Genomic DNA, 15,395 nt, shown 5'->3' with positions numbered 1-15,395 from the left:
CAGGCCAGGAATCGTACGCGAGAGGTGCAGAGGTCATGGGGCAGGGGCGGGGCTGGGAGGGCGCGGTCCTCAAGTTGATGCGCGCGAAGGACTACACGCTCACGGTGACGGACGCCGAGGACGTCACCCCGCACTACCGCCGGGTGCGCCTCACCGACGGCGGCCTGCTCGCGGCGACCGGGGTGCATCCGACGATGTGGGTCCGACTGTGGTTCACCGACGGGGGCAAGCCGCACCAGCGGGCGTTCACCCTGGTCGACCCGGATCCGGCGGCGGGCGCCTTCTCCCTGGAGTTCGCGCTGCACGAGGGCGCGGCGAGCGACTGGGCGCGGGCGGCGAAACCCGGCGACACCATCGAGGCGACCGTCCAGGGCACCGGGTTCGAGGAGCCGTCGCCCTCCCCCTCGCACGTCCTCGCCGTCGGCGACCCGGCCTCCCTGCCCGCGATCAACTCCCTGCTGGACGCGCTGGGTTCGGCGCCGGCGACGGTGTGGTTCGAGGGCGACGCGGACGGCCTGCCCTTCCGCGCCGACCCGTCCCGGCACGAGATACGGCACGTGCCCCGCCGCGACGACGGGGCGCACCTCGTGGAGCGCGTGAAGGCGGAACTCCCCGAACTGCTCCGTCTGACGCCCGACCCGTACGTCTGGATCGCCTGCGACACGCGCACCACGCGCGCGTTGTCGACGTACGTGCGCAAGGAACTGGGCGTGACGAAGGACCGCGCGCACGCTCTGGGGTACTGGCGGGCGGACTGAGCCGGGGGCGCGGGCTGCTCCGATGAGCCGGCCGGGCGGCAGGCGCACGGCGGGCGGCCCCGGCCCGCTCGCGGGATGATCGAGGGCATGGACGTCACCCTTCACCTCGCCCAGGACCCCGACGCCGACGAACTCCTCGGACGCTCGCCGCTCGCCGCGCTGGTCGGGATGCTGCTCGACCAGCAGGTCCCGATGGAGTGGGCGTTCAAGGGGCCGCGGACGATCGCCGACCGGCTCGGCGCGGACGACCTCGACGCGCACGACATCGCCGCCCGCGACCCGGAGGCGTTCGCCGCCCTCCTCTCCGAGAAGCCGGCCGTGCACCGCTACCCGGGCTCCATGGCCAAGCGGATCCAGCAGCTGTGCCAGTACCTCGTCGAGCACTACGACGGTGACGCCGCCGCCGTCTGGAAGGACGCCGGCACCGGCAAGGAGCTGCTCAGGCGGCTGGAGGAACTGCCGGGCTTCGGCAAACAGAAGGCGCGGATCTTCCTCGCGCTGCTCGGCAAGCGGCTCGGCGTGCGGCCGACAGGCTGGCGTGAGGCCGCCGGCGCCTACGGCGAGCCCGATTCCTTCCGCTCGGTCGCCGACATCACGGGTCCGGAGTCGCTGGCGAAGGTGCGGGCGCACAAGCAGGAGATGAAGGCGGCGGCCAAGGCCGCCAAGAAGGCGTCTTCGAGCTGACGCCGCACGCTCCCGGGGACGCGCGGCCGAGCGGGCGGGCGCTGCTCCGAACGGGCGGTTCCCGGGTTCCGCGTGCTGAGCGGCCGGTATGCCGTGGGCAAAGCACCTCCCATGAGCACCGCACGACGTCTCCCGCGCAGCCACCGCTGGCTGCGGGTCCTCGTGCTGCTGCTCGCCGTCCTCGTGCCGGGCGCGGCCGCCGAGGCCGCCGCCGTCCCGGCGCTCCCCGCCGCGGTCGTCGAGGTCGCAGAGCACGACGGCTTCGACGCCGCCCCGCGTCCCCCGGCGGGCGGCGCCCACCGCGCCGTCGCGCCCGCCCGGCCCTCGTCCCGCCCGGCCCGGCCGCCCGCCGCTCCCCCGGGCCGTCTCCTGCCTCCTCGGGCCCGCCCGCCGTACGCCCTGGACGTGCCGGACGTCCTGCGCACCGTCGTCCTGCGCTGCTGACCGGGACCGCTCCCGCGGAAAGCCCGTCAGCACCAGGTACGAACGAGGAACACAGGACCCAGCCATGCCTACAGACCCATATGCCGTTCTGCGCGCCCTGCTGCGCGCGGAGGCGGCCCGCAGTGCGCCGAAGTCCCGGTCGACGATCAAGGACCGCGAGGAGTCGCGGCAGGTCCCGGAGGACCACCGGGGCGGCCGGGGCCGCTGACCGGGGGACGGGACGGAGGCGGGGTCACCGCCTCCGTCTCGCGGTGCCGAAGAGCGAACGGGTGATCTCCCGGCCGATCTGCGTGCCCACGGAACGCGCCAGGGACTTGAACACACCACTGTGGACGACCTGTTCAGCCAGGGAAGGCTCGGGCTCGGCATGTCCGGCGTGGTCGGCGCGTCCGGCGGGCCTCCGGCTCTCGTCCTTCGGTCCGCCGGAGGGCCGGTCCGGCCTGCCGGGCGCCTCGGCCGGACCCCGCGCCGCCGCCAGCCGCTCGTAGGCCGACTCTCTGTCCACAGCCTGTGCATACCGCTCGAACAGCGCCGAGGCGCGCACCGCTCCGTCCAGGGTCGCCGTGTCGACCGGGCCCATCAGGGACGCCGGGGCGCGCAACCTGGTCGCCGCGACCGGGGTGGGGGCGCCGTTCTCGTCGAGGACGGTCACCACCGCCTCGCCGGTGCCCAGACCGGTCAGCAGCTCCTCCAGGTCGTAGGCGGAGTCCGGGAACGTCTTCACCGTGGCCCGCAGGGCCTTCTGGTCGTCCGGGGTGAAGGCGCGCAGGGCGTGCTGGACGCGGTTGCCGAGCTGGGCCAGGACGTCCGCGGGCACGTCCTTCGGGGCCTGTGTGACGAAGAACACGCCCACCCCTTTCGAGCGAATGAGCCGGACCGTCCGCGTGAGGGCCTCCAGGAACGCGCGGGAGGCGCCGTCGAAGAGGAGGTGCGCCTCGTCGAAGAAGAAGACGAGCTCGGGCCGGTCGACGTCGCCGACCTCCGGCAGGTCGTGGAAGAGGTCGGCCAGGAGCCACATCAGGAAGGTGGAGAAGAGCTGGGGCCTGTCCTGCACGGCGGGAAGTTCCAGCACGGAGACGATCCCGCGCCCGTCGTCCGCGGTGCGCAGCAACTCGCCCGTGTCGAACTCCGGTTCGCCGAAGAAGTCGGCCGCGCCCTGCGCCTCGAACACGGTGAGGGTCCGCAGGATCACCCCGGCGGTGGCCGGGGACACCCCGCCCACGTCCTTCAACTCGCTCCTGCCCTCGTCGGAGGCGAGGAAGGCGACGACGGCCCGCAGGTCCTTGAGATCGACCAGCTCCAGGCCCTTGCGGTCGGCGTAGTGGAAGATCAGACCGAGCGACTGCTCCTGGGTGCGGTTGAGCTGGAGCACCTTGGCGAGCAGCACCGGCCCGAAGCTGGTGACGGTGGCCCGGACGGGGATGCCGTGGCCGAGACCGCCGAGCGCGTAGAACTCGGCGGGGAAGCCGGCCGGCGCCCACCGCTGCCCGACCTCGGCGGAGCGGGAGGCCACCTTGGGATTCGGCGCGCCTGGCGCCGCGACCCCGGACAGGTCGCCTTTGACGTCCGCGAGGAAGACCGGCACGCCCTGCGCCGAGAGCTGCTCGGCGATGAGCTGGAGCGTCTTGGTCTTGCCGGTGCCGGTGGCGCCGGCGACGAGGCCGTGCCGGTTCAGCACCGCGAGGGGGACGCGGATCGGGGCGTCCGGCAGGCAGGCCCCGTCCCACAGGAGGGCGCCCAGGTCGAGGGCGGGACCGGTGAAGGCGTACCCGGCGGCGATCTCGCTGGCACTCATCGACGGCCCCTCGCTCCCGTTTCGCCCCCGTTCAGCTTGTTTTTTCCAGCGTCGCACTCGCCCGCCATGGCTGCGCCCGGAAGGTCTGGGCCGGTAGGCTTTCCGTGTGATCTTCAAGCGCATCGGAAACGGCCGGCCGTACCCCGACCACGGCCGGGAAAGCACCCGGCAGTGGGCGGACGTCGCGCCGCGCCCGGTCCGCCTCGATCAGCTGGTGACCACCAAGCAGCAGCTCGACCTGGAAACCCTGCTCGCCGAGGACTCCACGTTCTACGGCGACCTCTTCGCGCACGTCGTGAAGTGGCAGGGCGACCTGTACCTGGAGGACGGCCTCCACCGCGCCGTGCGGGCGGCCCTGCAGCAGCGTCAGGTGCTGCACGCCCGGGTGCTCGAGCTGGACTGACGGCTCCCCCGGCGCGGCTGACTCCCTGTCGGGCGGCTGCGCCGGCCTTCGCGGATTGCCCCTTTCGGGTTCTCCTGCGGGGAGTCGAATGATCATCTAGTAGGCATGGCCGCCGCGGCGCACTACGCTGCGTTCATGAGCATGCTGACTCCCCCGGGCATGGGCGGCAAGTACCGGATCACGGGGGACAAGTACCCGCGTATGCGCCCGCCCCGGCGGCGGGGCCGGCTGGTCGTCGTGGTCGTCGCCTGTGGCGCCGTGCTGGGCGTCGGCGGCTGGGGGACGATGCAGCTCATCGACGTCTTCACGGGCGGCGGGGGCACGACCTCCGCGGCGGGCTCCAAAGCCGGCTGCACCACCAAGGCGGCCAAGGCGAGCCCCGCGGCCGTCGCGTCGCCCGCCGCGCTGCCGGCGCCCGCGCAGATCACCGTGAACGTCTTCAACGCCACCACGCGCGGCGGCCTCGCCAAGACCACGGCGGACGAGCTGAAGAAGCGCGGCTTCAAGATCGGCCAGGTGGGCAACGCGAGCAAGGAGTACGACAAGAAGGTCCCCGGGGCCGGTGTCCTGCTCGGCCCCGCGGCCTCCCTGAACACCTCGCTGCCGGTCCTCGCCACCCAGCTCACCACGGCCGAGCGCCGCACCGACGCCGCCCGCAAGGGCCCGGCGATCGACCTGATCATCGGCAACGCCTTCACGGCCCTCACCGCCCAGCCGGAAGCCACCAGGACCCTGACCGCCCTGACGGCTCCTCACCCCGCGGCGACGGCGACCACGAAGAAGCACTGCTAGGGCGTGTTCCGAAAGTAGCGTCGTCCGCCCGAAGGGCAGGCGGGACTTTCGAAACGCGCCCTGGGGCCGAGCCGCGAGTCTGTAAGGTCCCGGCCGCGGCCCGGCAATGGCGTGGTGGCTCCCCCGGAGGGCTACTCCGCCGCGCCGTACAGGCGGTCGCCCGCGTCGCCCAGGCCCGGGACGATGTAGCCCTGGTCGTTGAGGTGGTCGTCGACCGCCGCGGTGACCACCGTGACCGGGGTGCCGGCGAGGTCGCGTTCCATGACCGCCACGCCCTCGGGGGAGGCCAGCAGCACCACGGCCGTGACGTCGTCCGCGCCGCGCTTGATCAGCTCGTGGATCGCCGCGACCAGCGTGCCGCCGGTGGCCAGCATCGGGTCCAGCACGTACACCTGGCGGCCCGACAGGTCCTCCGGCATGCGCGTGGCGTAGGTGGAGGCCTGGAGCGTCTGCTCGTCACGGATCATGCCCATGAAGCCCACCTCGGCGGTCGGCAGCAGCCGCACCATGCCGTCCAGCATGCCGAGCCCGGCCCGCAGGATCGGCACCACCAGCGGACGCGGGTGGGACAGCTTGACGCCCGTGGTCCCGGCGACCGGCGTCACGATGTCGACCTGTTCGGTGCGCACGTCACGCGTGGCCTCGTAGGCGAGGAGGGTGACCAGCTCGTCGGCCAGGCGGCGGAAGGTCGCGGAGTCGGTGCGCCGGTCGCGCAGGGTGGTGAGCTTGTGGGCGACCAGGGGGTGGTCGACGACGTGAAGACGCATGTCCACAACAGTAACCGGGCCCGGCCCGCCCGCCGCCCGCCCGCCCGGCGAGCCCCGTGACGACCCCGTGACGGCAACCGCGGTGAGCCGTCCGCCCGCATCAACCGCCCTTCGGGGGGAAACCGGACTGGACGGACCGGGGTGGTGAACAGCAATGCATGACCTGCCTGACCAGAAGGCACGAGAGGCGGACGCGGCGCCGCTGACCGAGGCGCAGCGCCGTCGGCGGCGCGCCCAGTTCCTGCGCGAACTGGCCGAGGCCCGCGCGCTGCGCGACCGCGTCCAGCCGCGCCGCGCCAAGGTCGCCCGTCTGCGACACGCGATGCGCATGCGCACGTTCCGCTGGTAGCCCCGCCGGCCGCCCGCCCGTTGCCCGTACAGGGACGATCGTCCGCCCCCGGCGCGAAGATCGCCGGAGTCACGGGCGCCGCAGGGGGTGGTCGTGCGTGGGCCCACGGGAAACCCGCGTACGATCCGCTCGTGACGGCAACGAGTGCGCTGGTGGGTTGCTCGTGGACGGACGTGCGCGGACGCGCACGGACCCGCGATCAAAACGACCGGACACAGGGAGCGGAAGACGTCCCCTGAACGCCTTGTTTCTGCCACGATTCCGAGTGGGCGGGGCTCGGAGCACAGCTCTCTCCGCCCGTAACCTCCGCCGGGGGGACCCCCAACCGGCACGCCTATGACCAGTGGGAGAGTCACGGTGTACTTCGCCGCACTGCTCGCGCGCACCGAAGACGGGTGGGAAGCGAGCGACACAGAGCTCGACGATGTGGAGACCCTGTCGGATCTGGCCGACCTGGCCCGGGAAGCCTCTCCCGACGAGGACACGGTGCTCGTGCTGATCGAGCAGGAGGACTCCTGGTTCGGGGTCGTCCGCATCGACGGCGAGGAGGACCCTCGCATCTACGTCTCCGACGCCGCCGCCGCCGCCCGCAGTTCGTACGGCGAGATCCTGCTCACCGACGAACTGCTCGGCCGGGATTCCGACGCCGCCGACGACCTGGACGCCCTCGACCTCGACGGCACCGAGGACGGTGAGGACGACTCCGACGAGGACGACGGCTCCGCCGGCGAGGCGGTGCCGCACGGCCCGGTCGGCGACCCCGGCATCCTCGACGACCTCGGCGTCGGCGTGAAGGAGCTGAAGTCGCTGTCCTCGGACGCGCTCACCGAGATCGCCGAGGCCCTCGGCGCCTCGGAGGTCCTGGAGACCGTCCGCTGAGCGCACCCGACCCCGTACGCGATCCCTGGCGGGCCGCCATGCGGCTCGCCCTGACGGAGGCCGCGCTGGCCGCCCGGGGCGGGGACGTCCCGGTCGGCGCCGTGGTGCTGGCCCCCGACGGCGTCACCGTGCTCGCTGCCGGTCACAACGAACGCGAGGCCGGCGGCGACCCGACGGCGCACGCGGAGGTCCTCGCCCTGCGGCGGGCGGCCGCCGAGACGGGCGAGTGGCGGCTGACCGGCTGCACGCTCGTCGTGACGCTGGAACCCTGCACCATGTGCGCGGGCGCGCTCGTGCAGTCCCGCGTGGACCGTGTCGTCTACGGCGCCCGCGACGACAAGGCGGGCGCGGCCGGCTCCCTCTGGGACGTCGTCCGCGACCGGCGGCTCAACCACCGGCCCGAAGTGATCGAAGGCGTCCTCGCCGACGAGTGCGCGGGCCTCCTCACGGAGTTCTTCCGCACCCGCTGACCTCAGCGGGCCCCGGCTGCGGATATCGATTTCGGAGCACGCCCCGGCGTGCTGTAAGGTCTCCCTCGGTAGCGTGTCCGAGCGGCCGAAGGAGCTCGCCTCGAAAGCGAGTGTGGCGCAAGTCACCGAGGGTTCAAATCCCTCCGCTACCGCAGGTAGACGAAGGGCCCGGTCCGATGGACCGGGCCCTTCGTGGTCTCCCGTCTCAGTTTCCGTCTCATTCAGCCGAATGACGGCCACCCGATGAGGTGGATCGTCGCGGTTGCCGTGCTCAGTGCGAGACGCTGGCGCCCGACCGGTCCGGGATGCTCCGGTCCCTACACCTCGGTGAGCTTGAAGGTGAACTGGTTGCGGCCGTCTCGCGAGTAGTCCAGGTTCTCGGGGACGTTCGAGGCGTCGGCGACGTCGATCGACTTGGTCCCCGGGTTCCAGGCGAAGTAGATGGCCCCGAGGGCAACATATTCGCCGGACAGCTCGTTGCGGACGTAGATGGCACTGGTGACCGGCGGGCCGTCCTCGGGCATGACGCCGACAAGCCCGTACTCCGGGTCGCCGGAGCGGACGATGGTGTCTCCGACGTCGTAGGAAGCGACCTTCAGGCTGTACCGCCCGGGCTGAGATCCGGTGAGGTCCTGGAGCCGGACCGCGATGGGCAGCGTGGTGCTCTCAACGACCTTGAACCGAGTCAGCCCGCCGATGTCGGAGATGTCCGGCTGGTCGACCTCCCACTCCCGGTACTTGCCGGTCTGGTTTGCGTGCTGCCATGCCAGGACCTTGGCCTTCCGGCCGACCCTGACGGACTTGAACCTGTCGTTGAGTTCGCCCGGGTGCAGGTTCTCGTTCGCTCCCACCGGGTAGGTGTGGCCGTCCCCCGTGTAGCTGGGCCGGGCGTAGAAAGTGACTTCCTGTTCGCTCATGCGCCTCTCCACAATTGATCACTTGAGCCGGATGGACGACACATAGCTACCCTTCGACTACCGCTAGTCACCCTGCGGAACTGTTGTGAAGGGGCAGCTCTCCGGCGGGTCACGCGCCGGTACGCGCCCTCGTACGCCGCTCAGGAAGCGTTCGCGAAAACATCACCCACAGACCAAGGGAGACAACCATGACCACGGTTGCGGAACTCCAGCCGGACCCGAACAAGAAGATCCGCATCGTCAGCCACCGCGAGAGCAAGAACGGCGTGTACTACGACGGGATCGTCCGATCCATCCAGTGCGTGAACGCTGACGAGAACCTGTACGAAGTCGTCCTCTTCAGTGCGACGTACAACAAGGAGTCCGCGTACTACGTCTACGGCACCGACAAGGTCACGGAGCCCACTCGAACCCAGAACTATGCCAACGCCGAAACGGATCGCCAGCGCGAGGCCGCTCGGGAGATGTTCGACAGCTGACACCAGGCCGATCCACTGCCGGCCTTCGTGAATACGAAGGGGCAGCCATCAAGGGCCGCCCCTTCGTCCCGGCTTCAGCCAGCGGGAACGAGCGCGCCGGCGAGACCATCGTCATCGTCATCCGATTTCCAGATCAGCCCATCGACCTGTCGGGCGACGTCGCTGCGGACGGAGTCCACCATGTGCTGGTACCGCGCGGCCATGGCAGTCGTGGACCAGCCCATGAGACCCATGACGGCACGCTCCGAGACTCCGAGAATCAAGAGGACCGTTGCCGCGGTGTGACGCGCGTCGTGCAGTCGGCCGTCTCGGACTTTCGCGTCGGCAAGCAACTCCTTCCAGTCGTCGTAGTCCGTCCGGGGTGATGTGCCTCGCCCGGTCGGCGTAGCGAAGAGCCATCCTTCGTCCGTCCAGTCGACGCCGGCCGCCGCGCGCTCGGCCTGCTGCTTGGCCTGGTGGGTGCGCAACAGGTCCACAAGCTGAGAGGGCAGGCCCACGGCTCGCCGTCCGGCGCGAGACTTCGTGTCGGCCGTCTCCGGATTGGTCCGCTGACGCTGCGGGCAGTACCCGGCTTTCCTACCGCAGGTCTCCCCACACCCATGGGCGTAGCGCGGCCGACGGCGACTCCGCCGGACCATGAGCACACCCCGGTCAAGGGCGACATCCGTCCACTTGAGGCCAAGTGCCTCGCCCTGCCGAAGTCCGAGGGCGAGGGCGACCGCCCATCGTGCGGAGTTGCGGCGATCGTCGGCCGCTCGCAACAGCCGTTGCACCTCTTCGACGGTGTAGGGCTCGATCTCCTCTTCGCTGACGCGAGGCGCCTTGGCCAGTTGCACGGGATTCCGGGCGAGGTGGCCACGTCGTACCGCCTCATTCAAGGCGGTACGGAAGGTGCGGTGAATCTGGTGGATAGTCCCCGCTTTACGACCGTCGGCCACCATGCGCCCGTAGAAGGCTTCGATGTACTCCGGCTTGAGCTTGTCCAGCCGGTGAGCGCCAAGGGCGGGGATCAGGTGCTTCCGCACGGCGACCCCGTACCCGACCATCGTGTTCTCGTTCACGGCGAGCGGCGCGATGTTCTCGATCCAGTGGGTCAGCCACGTCTTGACCGTCCAGGGGCGGCCGGCCTTCCGGATCCTCTTGGCGTCCCGCTGCTGCTCCAGCTCCCGAACGGCGGCGGTCACCTCGGCGCGCGTTTTCCGTTCGACGTGGCGGCGGTCCGGCTTGCCGTCGTCGCGGATGCCGACGGTCACACGGCCGTGCCATTTGCCGTCCGCACCCTGATAGATCGACGAACGGCCGTTCGGCTGGCGGGTGCGCTTCTTGTCTTCCGCCACTGGCGGACTCCTTGGGTTGAGGCGAGGTGGAAACGACCGGAGCGCCGCCTCGTGGTGGGGCGACGCTCCGGACGGGATGAGTCAGGCCGCCTGCTGCTCAGCGCGGCGACGGGCGAGGTAGGCGGCCGGGGCATCGGCGGGGACGCGCCGCAGTCCGCCGACCATCAGGGACTCCAGCTCCCCGGAGCGGATGAGGGCGAAGCAGGTGGTTCGGCCGATTCGAAGGCAGACGGCGGCCTCCTCGACAGTCAGGAGAACGGGGGCCGGGGCGCTGCGCGGAGCGGATCGGACGGTGTCCGCGGTGGCGGTGCTCATGCGGGATCTCCTCGGGGCGGTCCGGCGGGGGCGAGGTGGTCTGTGCTGTCCGAAGCTGGGATCTCTGCGTCATCGCGTCACCTGCGTCAATCAGGGCTCTGACCTGCGGCTTCTGGTGACGCAGCGGGGTCGGTCCTGCGTCACCGATGACACGGGCGCTCGTCACGGGGTGACGCTGATGACGCGGGATGACGCAGGATTCTCCGTCTGCGTCACTGCTGTCGCCGCAGGTCAGCGGCCCTCTGTCGGGACTGTGGTGACGCAGTGACGCAGATCTTCCCTACTTGGGACAGAGAAGGGGTGGTGTCTGTGGGTCTTACGTCCCGCTCAGGGCTTGAAGAACGGGCCGCTTCGCGGCGCGACCTGTGCAGGGCGGCTGACGCCGCCGAACGGCAATAGGAGCACCCCTGCGCCGGGCCGGCGTGCTCCTCTTGCTTGTCCGCCTGTCCGGGCGGCGGTCAGAACGCGGTCTGCTGCTCGGGCGGCGGGGGCGGGGCCTGGCGGCTGAGTTCGATGTAGCGGGCGGCGCTGGTGCGGCCCCAGTCGACCAGGACGCCCCGCGCGGCCAGGGTGGGCTGGATGCGCCGCAGCCGGTCGGAGAGGACCTTGCCGGTGGTGGGCCAGCCCTTGGGCAGGGGGCGGCATTCCTCGCCGCTGTAGAGGGCGGTCAGGGCGTGCAGCCACTCCGCCGACGTCATCCGCTGTTCCGTGTCCGGGGTGAGTTCGGCGGCGTGCTTGAGGACCGTCTGTGCCAGGAGATCGCCCTCGATGACGTCGTCGTTGAGGTCGTCCAGGCTGGCCCGGTAGGTCTCCAGCGTCCCGAAGCCGGTGGCGGTGTCGAGCTGGGCGCACAGGTGGGCGAAGTCGGCCATGCGCAGATCGGTCGGCGTCTCGGCCTGTGCTGCGCGGACTTTCACGGTGAGGTCGAGCAGGGAGCCGAGGACGACGGGCAGGATCTCGGCGTACTCCGCCCACAGCTCCGCTTCCGTGCGCCGCACCCGAGGGCGTTCCAGGCGCAAGGTGAGGAGCCGTTCGGCGAGGTCGGGGCGGATCACGCCGACGTCGATGCCGGTCAGCAGCATCGGGCGGCGGTAGCGGGAGCGGACGACGTCGCCGTCGGTGAACAGCGCGCGTTTGATGCTCTCGGCCCCGGTGATGATGCAGCACATGAGGTCGGACAGGTCCGGGGGCAGGTGGGAGAGGTTGTCCAGGGCGGTGATCCATCCGGCCGCGACCGCCGTGATCATGTTCTCTTCGTCCTTGGGCGCGCGCCGTAGGTCGCCGGTCATGCCCTCGATGATCCGCACGAGCATTCGCCCGCCGGTGGACTTGCCGGCACCCTGCGGGCCGGTGAGGAACGGGGCCGGGACGGGCACGGAGGGCTCCAGGCAGCCGATGAGCCAGGCGATGGCGAGGGCTTCGGTCTTGGCGTCGGCGAAGTTGCACAGCCGCATCAGCAGGTCGATGCCCTTGCCGTTGGTGTCCTTGGCGGGCAGGGGGAGTTCCCCGGTGAGCTGGGTGCGCCGCCAGCACACCTCTTCGGGGTCGGGGATGCGGATGTCCCATCCGGTGGGGTGGATGCGGACGGATTGGCCGTCGTCGCGGCCGAGGTCGAGCCAGGTGGCTCCGTCGAATCCGGGGGCGACGCGGATGTGGGTGGGCTGTACCTGCTCGGTGAGGGCGAGTGCTTCGATCAAGTCCAACGCCTCCTTGAGGGCGGTTCCGTTGAAGACGCCGACTCCGTCGCGGAAGAGGCCGACCATGAGTTCCTGTCGGTGGCTGCCGGTTGTGCCCTGGGAGCGGATCGGGCGGGCCACGGGGTGGCCGGTGCGCTGCGCGTACACGGTCCCGTCCACGGTGCGGAAGTACCGGAAGTGGGACTGGGCGTAGTCGGTGATGACCTGCCGGGCGGGGTTCTTCTCCTCGTCGGACACGGTCACAGCCCCAACGTGGTCAGGGCGTTGGTCCACGCGTCCGTGCAGTGCCGGGGCGTCTCGCCCTTCGCCTGCGCGGCGGCGAACAGCCGGTTGACGTGGGTGTCGGTGAGGCAACCGCACCGGCCGTGCGTGGACAGCACGGCGAGGAACGTCCGGTACACGGTCGCGTGGACGGCGCTGCGGGCCTCGCTGATGCGCTGCACGGCCATGGCGATGCCACGGTCCAGGTAGGCGGGCGTGCGGTGACGGCACAACCCGCCACCGGCCAGTGCGGGCACGGCGACGGTTAGCGGCGCGGGCCGAACCGTGACGGGCTTCTTCACGGCCAGCGCGCGGACGGCGTCCGGCAGGGCGCTCATGGTGCCGGTACCGGACCCGAGATAGCGGGCGTAGGACATGGTCGACTTGATGTCGACGCCGGGGCGGACAGCGTTGTGTGACGACATCGCGCCCCGGTAGATCCAGTGCTCACCGCGCGTTGTCGGCACGGTCCGCGTGGCGGGCAAGGTCTCACGGGCCCAAGCCGTGGCCGCCGAGTTGTCCAGGTCCACCACGGTCAACCCGGCGGCACCGGGGTGGTAGGCGACGCAGACGGCCCGCCGCCATGCGGACGTCCACCCCGGGGAGGCGAGGACGGCGGGGTCAGTGGTGGCGGCGGCCCATGCGTGGCAGGGGCGGGAGCACTCGCAGGGGCCCGGGTTCTTCATGTTCGGCCGGCCGCCGCACGCGTTGCCGGCGCAGGCGGGGCAGTTGCCGAACGGCACCTTCCCCGCCCGCAGCGGCAGCACGGGCACGCCGTGCCCGGCGAGCCTCAGCGCGGTTTCCAGCAAGGGCGGCGTGTGGCCGGGTGCTCGCCGGATGAGGGTGGGTTGCGTCATGCTGGAAGACCTCCACGGGTCAGTCAGTGGCAGGTGGACAAGGGCGGCCCCGCGTTCTTTGGCGAGAGGTGGGGGCCGCCCTTGGCGTAGCTAGAGGTCGGTTCCGGTGTAGTGGGCGACGTAGCCGGGGCACTCGCTGTCGGGGCAGTCGCAGCCGCCGCACTCGTTGCAGATGTCGCCGGAGCACTGGTCACACAGTTCGTGGCCGGGGCATCCGTAGTCGGCGCAGTCGTCGCAGTAGGTCTCGTCGTCCATCGGGGTCCTTTCGTGTGCGGTCAGGCGGCGGCGGTGTCGTCGCCGCGCGTGGTGGTCAGTCGGCCGTCCAGGGCGCGGACGACCGTGCCGCCCGTGGTGAGGGTCTTGACGGCTTTGGACACGGCTCCCTTGGACAGGCCCGTGAGCGTGACCAAGTCCTTCTGGGCGACCGGTTCGCCAGCGGTCTCGATGGCTTTCAGGACACGGGCGACGGCGCCGTCCACGGCGGGCGCCGTCTCGGCGGTCGTGTCCTTGATGAGAGTGAGCGTCGGGGCGCCCGCGGCTTCCACCGTGGACGCGACCGAGCGGGACCACGGCGTGCGGTCGGGCAGGGCGATGACCACGCTCTTGTCCATGTAGCGGACCTGGACCGGGTCGGGCTTGCGCTTGCCGTCGCGGATCAGCGCCACGCCGGGCACGGGCAGTTCGTCGGCGTTCCAGCCCTTGGCCTGCGCGTCCTCACCGAGCACCACGCGGGCCTCGGCCGGCGTCCGGACCGCGAGGCAGATGGAGACGCCGATCTGCGGGGCGATCTGTTTGGGGATGCCGTCGCCGATGCTGGGCTTCTGCGTCATCCACCACAGGTCGATGCAGGCCGCCCGGCCCATGCGGGCGATGGACTCCAGGCCAGGCAGGGCGGAGCGGTTGACGGTGCGTGTCTTGCCGTCGCCGGTCTCCGTCTCGTAGGGGACCTTGTCGGCGGCGGTCATGACTTCGGCGCCCTCGTCGACCACGACCGTGATGCGCGGCCGGTCGGGGGTGGGGGTCCAGGTGTCCTGGCCTTTGGGCAGGACGGAGAGCCGTTCGAGCATCTCCGTCTCCAGCTCGTCGACCACGTCGACGACTTCGCGCGGGGTGGAGGCGACGCGGGCCCGGTGGTCCCACAGCCGTCCTTCCACGCGCTTGAGGTCGATGATGACGAGCGCGTTCGTCGCACCCTCGGACGCGTCGAACAGCAGCGGCCGGGACGCCACGGACTTGCCCGCTCCGGAGCGTCCGGCGATGAGCAGTCGTTCCCCGAGGGGCACGGTGACCTGCTCGCCGGTGACGGTGTCGACGCCGAGCGAGCGCCGCTCGGGCGTCCACGTCAGGTCGTCGCCGTCGGCCGCGCTGCGGGTCCGCAAGGTGAGTTCGGCCCAGCCGCCCTGCTTGCCCGCCTTGATCTGCATGCGCAGGCTCGTACGCGCGCCGAGCAGGGCGCGGATGTGGTCTTCGGCCGTGCGGAGCTTGGTCGCCGTCCACGTGCCGTCGAGGCGGACGGCACAGACGATCCCGGCCTCGGTCAGCTTCGGCCGGCCGGTCAGCGTGCCCGACAGGCCGCGCTGTTCGGCGTGCTCCTTCCAGTGCTGCGGCTGAAGGCGCTTCAGCAGCGCCGACTCCTCGGCGGTGGGCTTCAGTCCGCTGGTGTCGCGCTCGCGCACGGCCACCCACACGAACAGCGCGGTGACGGCGGCGACGACGGCCACGGCCGACCACACCCACGCGCGAGTGGAGATGTGCGGCAGCCACACGTACCCGGCGATGCCGAGCGCGGTGGCGGTCTTGGTGGCGAACAGCCACATGGGGTCGGGCACGCGCCGCTGGGCCGTGTGCAGTTCGCGCTCGGCGCGGTGGCGCAGGGGGGTCACGCCCTCGGGATCGATGGCGCGCGCGGTGGCCAGCGCACGGCGGGCGTCGCGCACGAGCGGCTTGCGTTCGGCGCGCAGGGCGCGGCGGCGCTCGGCTTCCTTGCGCCAGTGATCGGCCGTCCAGCGGGCGGCGGTGGCGGCGTACTGACGGTGGGTGCGCCAGACTTGTCCGTGACTCACGAGTGGTCCTCTTCTCAGGAGTAAGTGGGTCGGTGGTGACGGGCCCTGCGACGGCCCGTCACCACACGCGGGTGTTACGCGGAGTGAGCGTGTTTCCGGTTTCCTGGTTTCCGAGGCGGCCCCTACGC

At 71.2% G+C, this 15,395-nt stretch carries 19 protein-coding genes and 1 tRNA gene; 11 read left to right on the top strand and 9 right to left on the bottom strand.

Translation table 11 applies throughout. The features are described from left to right. The first annotated feature begins 35 nt into the window (after positions 1-35). The 4 genes from EV567_RS13125 to EV567_RS27845 all read left to right on the top strand — a co-directional run bounded on the left by EV567_RS13125 (position 36) and on the right by EV567_RS27845 (position 2,094). A complete protein-coding gene (locus EV567_RS13125) occupies positions 36-758 on the top strand; it encodes a siderophore-interacting protein (RefSeq protein ID WP_130439394.1) in 723 nt (240 codons plus the stop codon). 87 nt (positions 759-845) lie between these two features. Continuing rightward, positions 846-1,442, top strand: coding sequence for an HhH-GPD-type base excision DNA repair protein (locus EV567_RS13120; protein WP_130439392.1), 597 nt, complete (start codon positions 846-848; stop codon positions 1,440-1,442). A 111-nt stretch (positions 1,443-1,553) separates the two neighbouring features. Continuing rightward, entirely contained in the window at positions 1,554-1,886 is a 333-nt protein-coding gene (locus EV567_RS13115) for a hypothetical protein (RefSeq protein WP_130439390.1), read from the top strand. Positions 1,887-1,950: 64 nt separating this feature from the next. Continuing rightward, entirely contained in the window at positions 1,951-2,094 is a 144-nt protein-coding gene (locus EV567_RS27845) for a hypothetical protein (RefSeq protein ID WP_165430369.1), read from the top strand. A gap of 24 nt (positions 2,095-2,118) precedes the next feature. Here the strand turns inward: EV567_RS27845 and EV567_RS13110 are convergent, their stop codons facing one another. Then, the gene (locus EV567_RS13110) at positions 2,119-3,681 is read right to left on the bottom strand and encodes a helicase HerA-like domain-containing protein (RefSeq protein WP_130439388.1); all 1,563 of its coding nucleotides are present in this window, start codon (positions 3,679-3,681) and stop codon (positions 2,119-2,121) included. A gap of 106 nt (positions 3,682-3,787) precedes the next feature. On the opposite strand from EV567_RS13110, the gene EV567_RS13105 reads away from it, so the two are divergent. Both EV567_RS13105 and EV567_RS13100 read left to right on the top strand, forming a co-directional pair. Next, positions 3,788-4,084: a type II toxin-antitoxin system VapB family antitoxin gene (locus EV567_RS13105; RefSeq protein WP_004943146.1), complete on the top strand. Its 297-nt coding sequence runs from the start codon at positions 3,788-3,790 to the stop codon at positions 4,082-4,084. Between the two features lie 159 nt (positions 4,085-4,243). Beyond that, a complete protein-coding gene (locus tag EV567_RS13100; RefSeq protein ID WP_130439613.1) occupies positions 4,244-4,876 on the top strand; it encodes a LytR C-terminal domain-containing protein in 633 nt (210 codons plus the stop codon). Between the two features lie 131 nt (positions 4,877-5,007). On the opposite strand, the gene upp is transcribed toward EV567_RS13100, so the two are convergent. Beyond that, positions 5,008-5,643 carry a uracil phosphoribosyltransferase gene (gene upp, locus EV567_RS13095; RefSeq protein WP_130439386.1) on the bottom strand — a complete coding sequence of 212 codons (636 nt, stop codon included), beginning with the start codon at positions 5,641-5,643 and terminating at the stop codon, positions 5,008-5,010. 154 nt (positions 5,644-5,797) lie between these two features. Between upp and EV567_RS13090 the strand changes: the two genes are divergently transcribed. The 4 genes from EV567_RS13090 to EV567_RS13075 all read left to right on the top strand — a co-directional run bounded on the left by EV567_RS13090 (position 5,798) and on the right by EV567_RS13075 (position 7,493). Continuing rightward, a complete protein-coding gene (locus tag EV567_RS13090; protein ID WP_130439384.1) occupies positions 5,798-5,992 on the top strand; it encodes a hypothetical protein in 195 nt (64 codons plus the stop codon). 357 nt (positions 5,993-6,349) lie between these two features. Next, the gene (locus tag EV567_RS13085) at positions 6,350-6,871 is read left to right on the top strand and encodes a hypothetical protein (protein WP_130439611.1); all 522 of its coding nucleotides are present in this window, start codon (positions 6,350-6,352) and stop codon (positions 6,869-6,871) included. Between the two features lie 38 nt (positions 6,872-6,909). After that, positions 6,910-7,341, top strand: coding sequence for a tRNA adenosine(34) deaminase TadA (gene tadA, locus EV567_RS13080; protein ID WP_130439382.1), 432 nt, complete (start codon positions 6,910-6,912; stop codon positions 7,339-7,341). 67 nt (positions 7,342-7,408) lie between these two features. Continuing rightward, positions 7,409-7,493, top strand: a tRNA-Ser gene (locus EV567_RS13075). Positions 7,494-7,658: 165 nt separating this feature from the next. Here EV567_RS13075 and EV567_RS13070 read toward each other — a convergent pair. Next, a complete protein-coding gene (locus EV567_RS13070) occupies positions 7,659-8,258 on the bottom strand; it encodes a beta/gamma crystallin domain-containing protein (RefSeq protein ID WP_130439380.1) in 600 nt (199 codons plus the stop codon). Between the two features lie 188 nt (positions 8,259-8,446). Between EV567_RS13070 and EV567_RS13065 the strand changes: the two genes are divergently transcribed. Continuing rightward, on the top strand, positions 8,447-8,737 hold the full coding sequence (locus tag EV567_RS13065) for a hypothetical protein (protein ID WP_130439378.1): 291 nt from the start codon (positions 8,447-8,449) through the stop codon (positions 8,735-8,737). Between the two features lie 74 nt (positions 8,738-8,811). On the opposite strand, the gene EV567_RS13060 is transcribed toward EV567_RS13065, so the two are convergent. The 6 genes from EV567_RS13060 to EV567_RS13040 form a co-directional block, all read right to left on the bottom strand. Beyond that, complete coding sequence (locus tag EV567_RS13060) at positions 8,812-10,074, bottom strand: site-specific integrase (protein WP_130439376.1); 1,263 nt, start codon at positions 10,072-10,074, stop codon at positions 8,812-8,814. Between the two features lie 81 nt (positions 10,075-10,155). Then, entirely contained in the window at positions 10,156-10,389 is a 234-nt protein-coding gene (locus tag EV567_RS13055) for an excisionase family DNA-binding protein (RefSeq protein ID WP_130439374.1), read from the bottom strand. 458 nt (positions 10,390-10,847) lie between these two features. After that, on the bottom strand, positions 10,848-12,323 hold the full coding sequence (locus EV567_RS13050) for an ATP-binding protein (RefSeq protein WP_130439609.1): 1,476 nt from the start codon (positions 12,321-12,323) through the stop codon (positions 10,848-10,850). 2 nt (positions 12,324-12,325) lie between these two features. Beyond that, positions 12,326-13,204 (bottom strand): bifunctional DNA primase/polymerase, encoded by an 879-nt coding sequence (locus tag EV567_RS13045; protein WP_130439372.1) that lies wholly within the window; start codon positions 13,202-13,204, stop codon positions 12,326-12,328. A gap of 90 nt (positions 13,205-13,294) precedes the next feature. Beyond that, positions 13,295-13,459: a hypothetical protein gene (locus EV567_RS27840; RefSeq protein ID WP_165430368.1), complete on the bottom strand. Its 165-nt coding sequence runs from the start codon at positions 13,457-13,459 to the stop codon at positions 13,295-13,297. A 20-nt stretch (positions 13,460-13,479) separates the two neighbouring features. Next, entirely contained in the window at positions 13,480-15,267 is a 1,788-nt protein-coding gene (locus EV567_RS13040) for a MarR family transcriptional regulator (protein ID WP_242620781.1), read from the bottom strand. Positions 15,268-15,395 lie beyond the last annotated feature (128 nt).

Origin of the sequence: Streptomyces sp. BK239 (assembly GCF_004217285.1) — a bacterium.
Lineage (GTDB): Bacteria > Actinomycetota > Actinomycetes > Streptomycetales > Streptomycetaceae > Streptomyces.
Note: the sequence above shows the minus strand (reverse complement) of the source record. Positions and strands in the feature narration are given on the sequence as shown.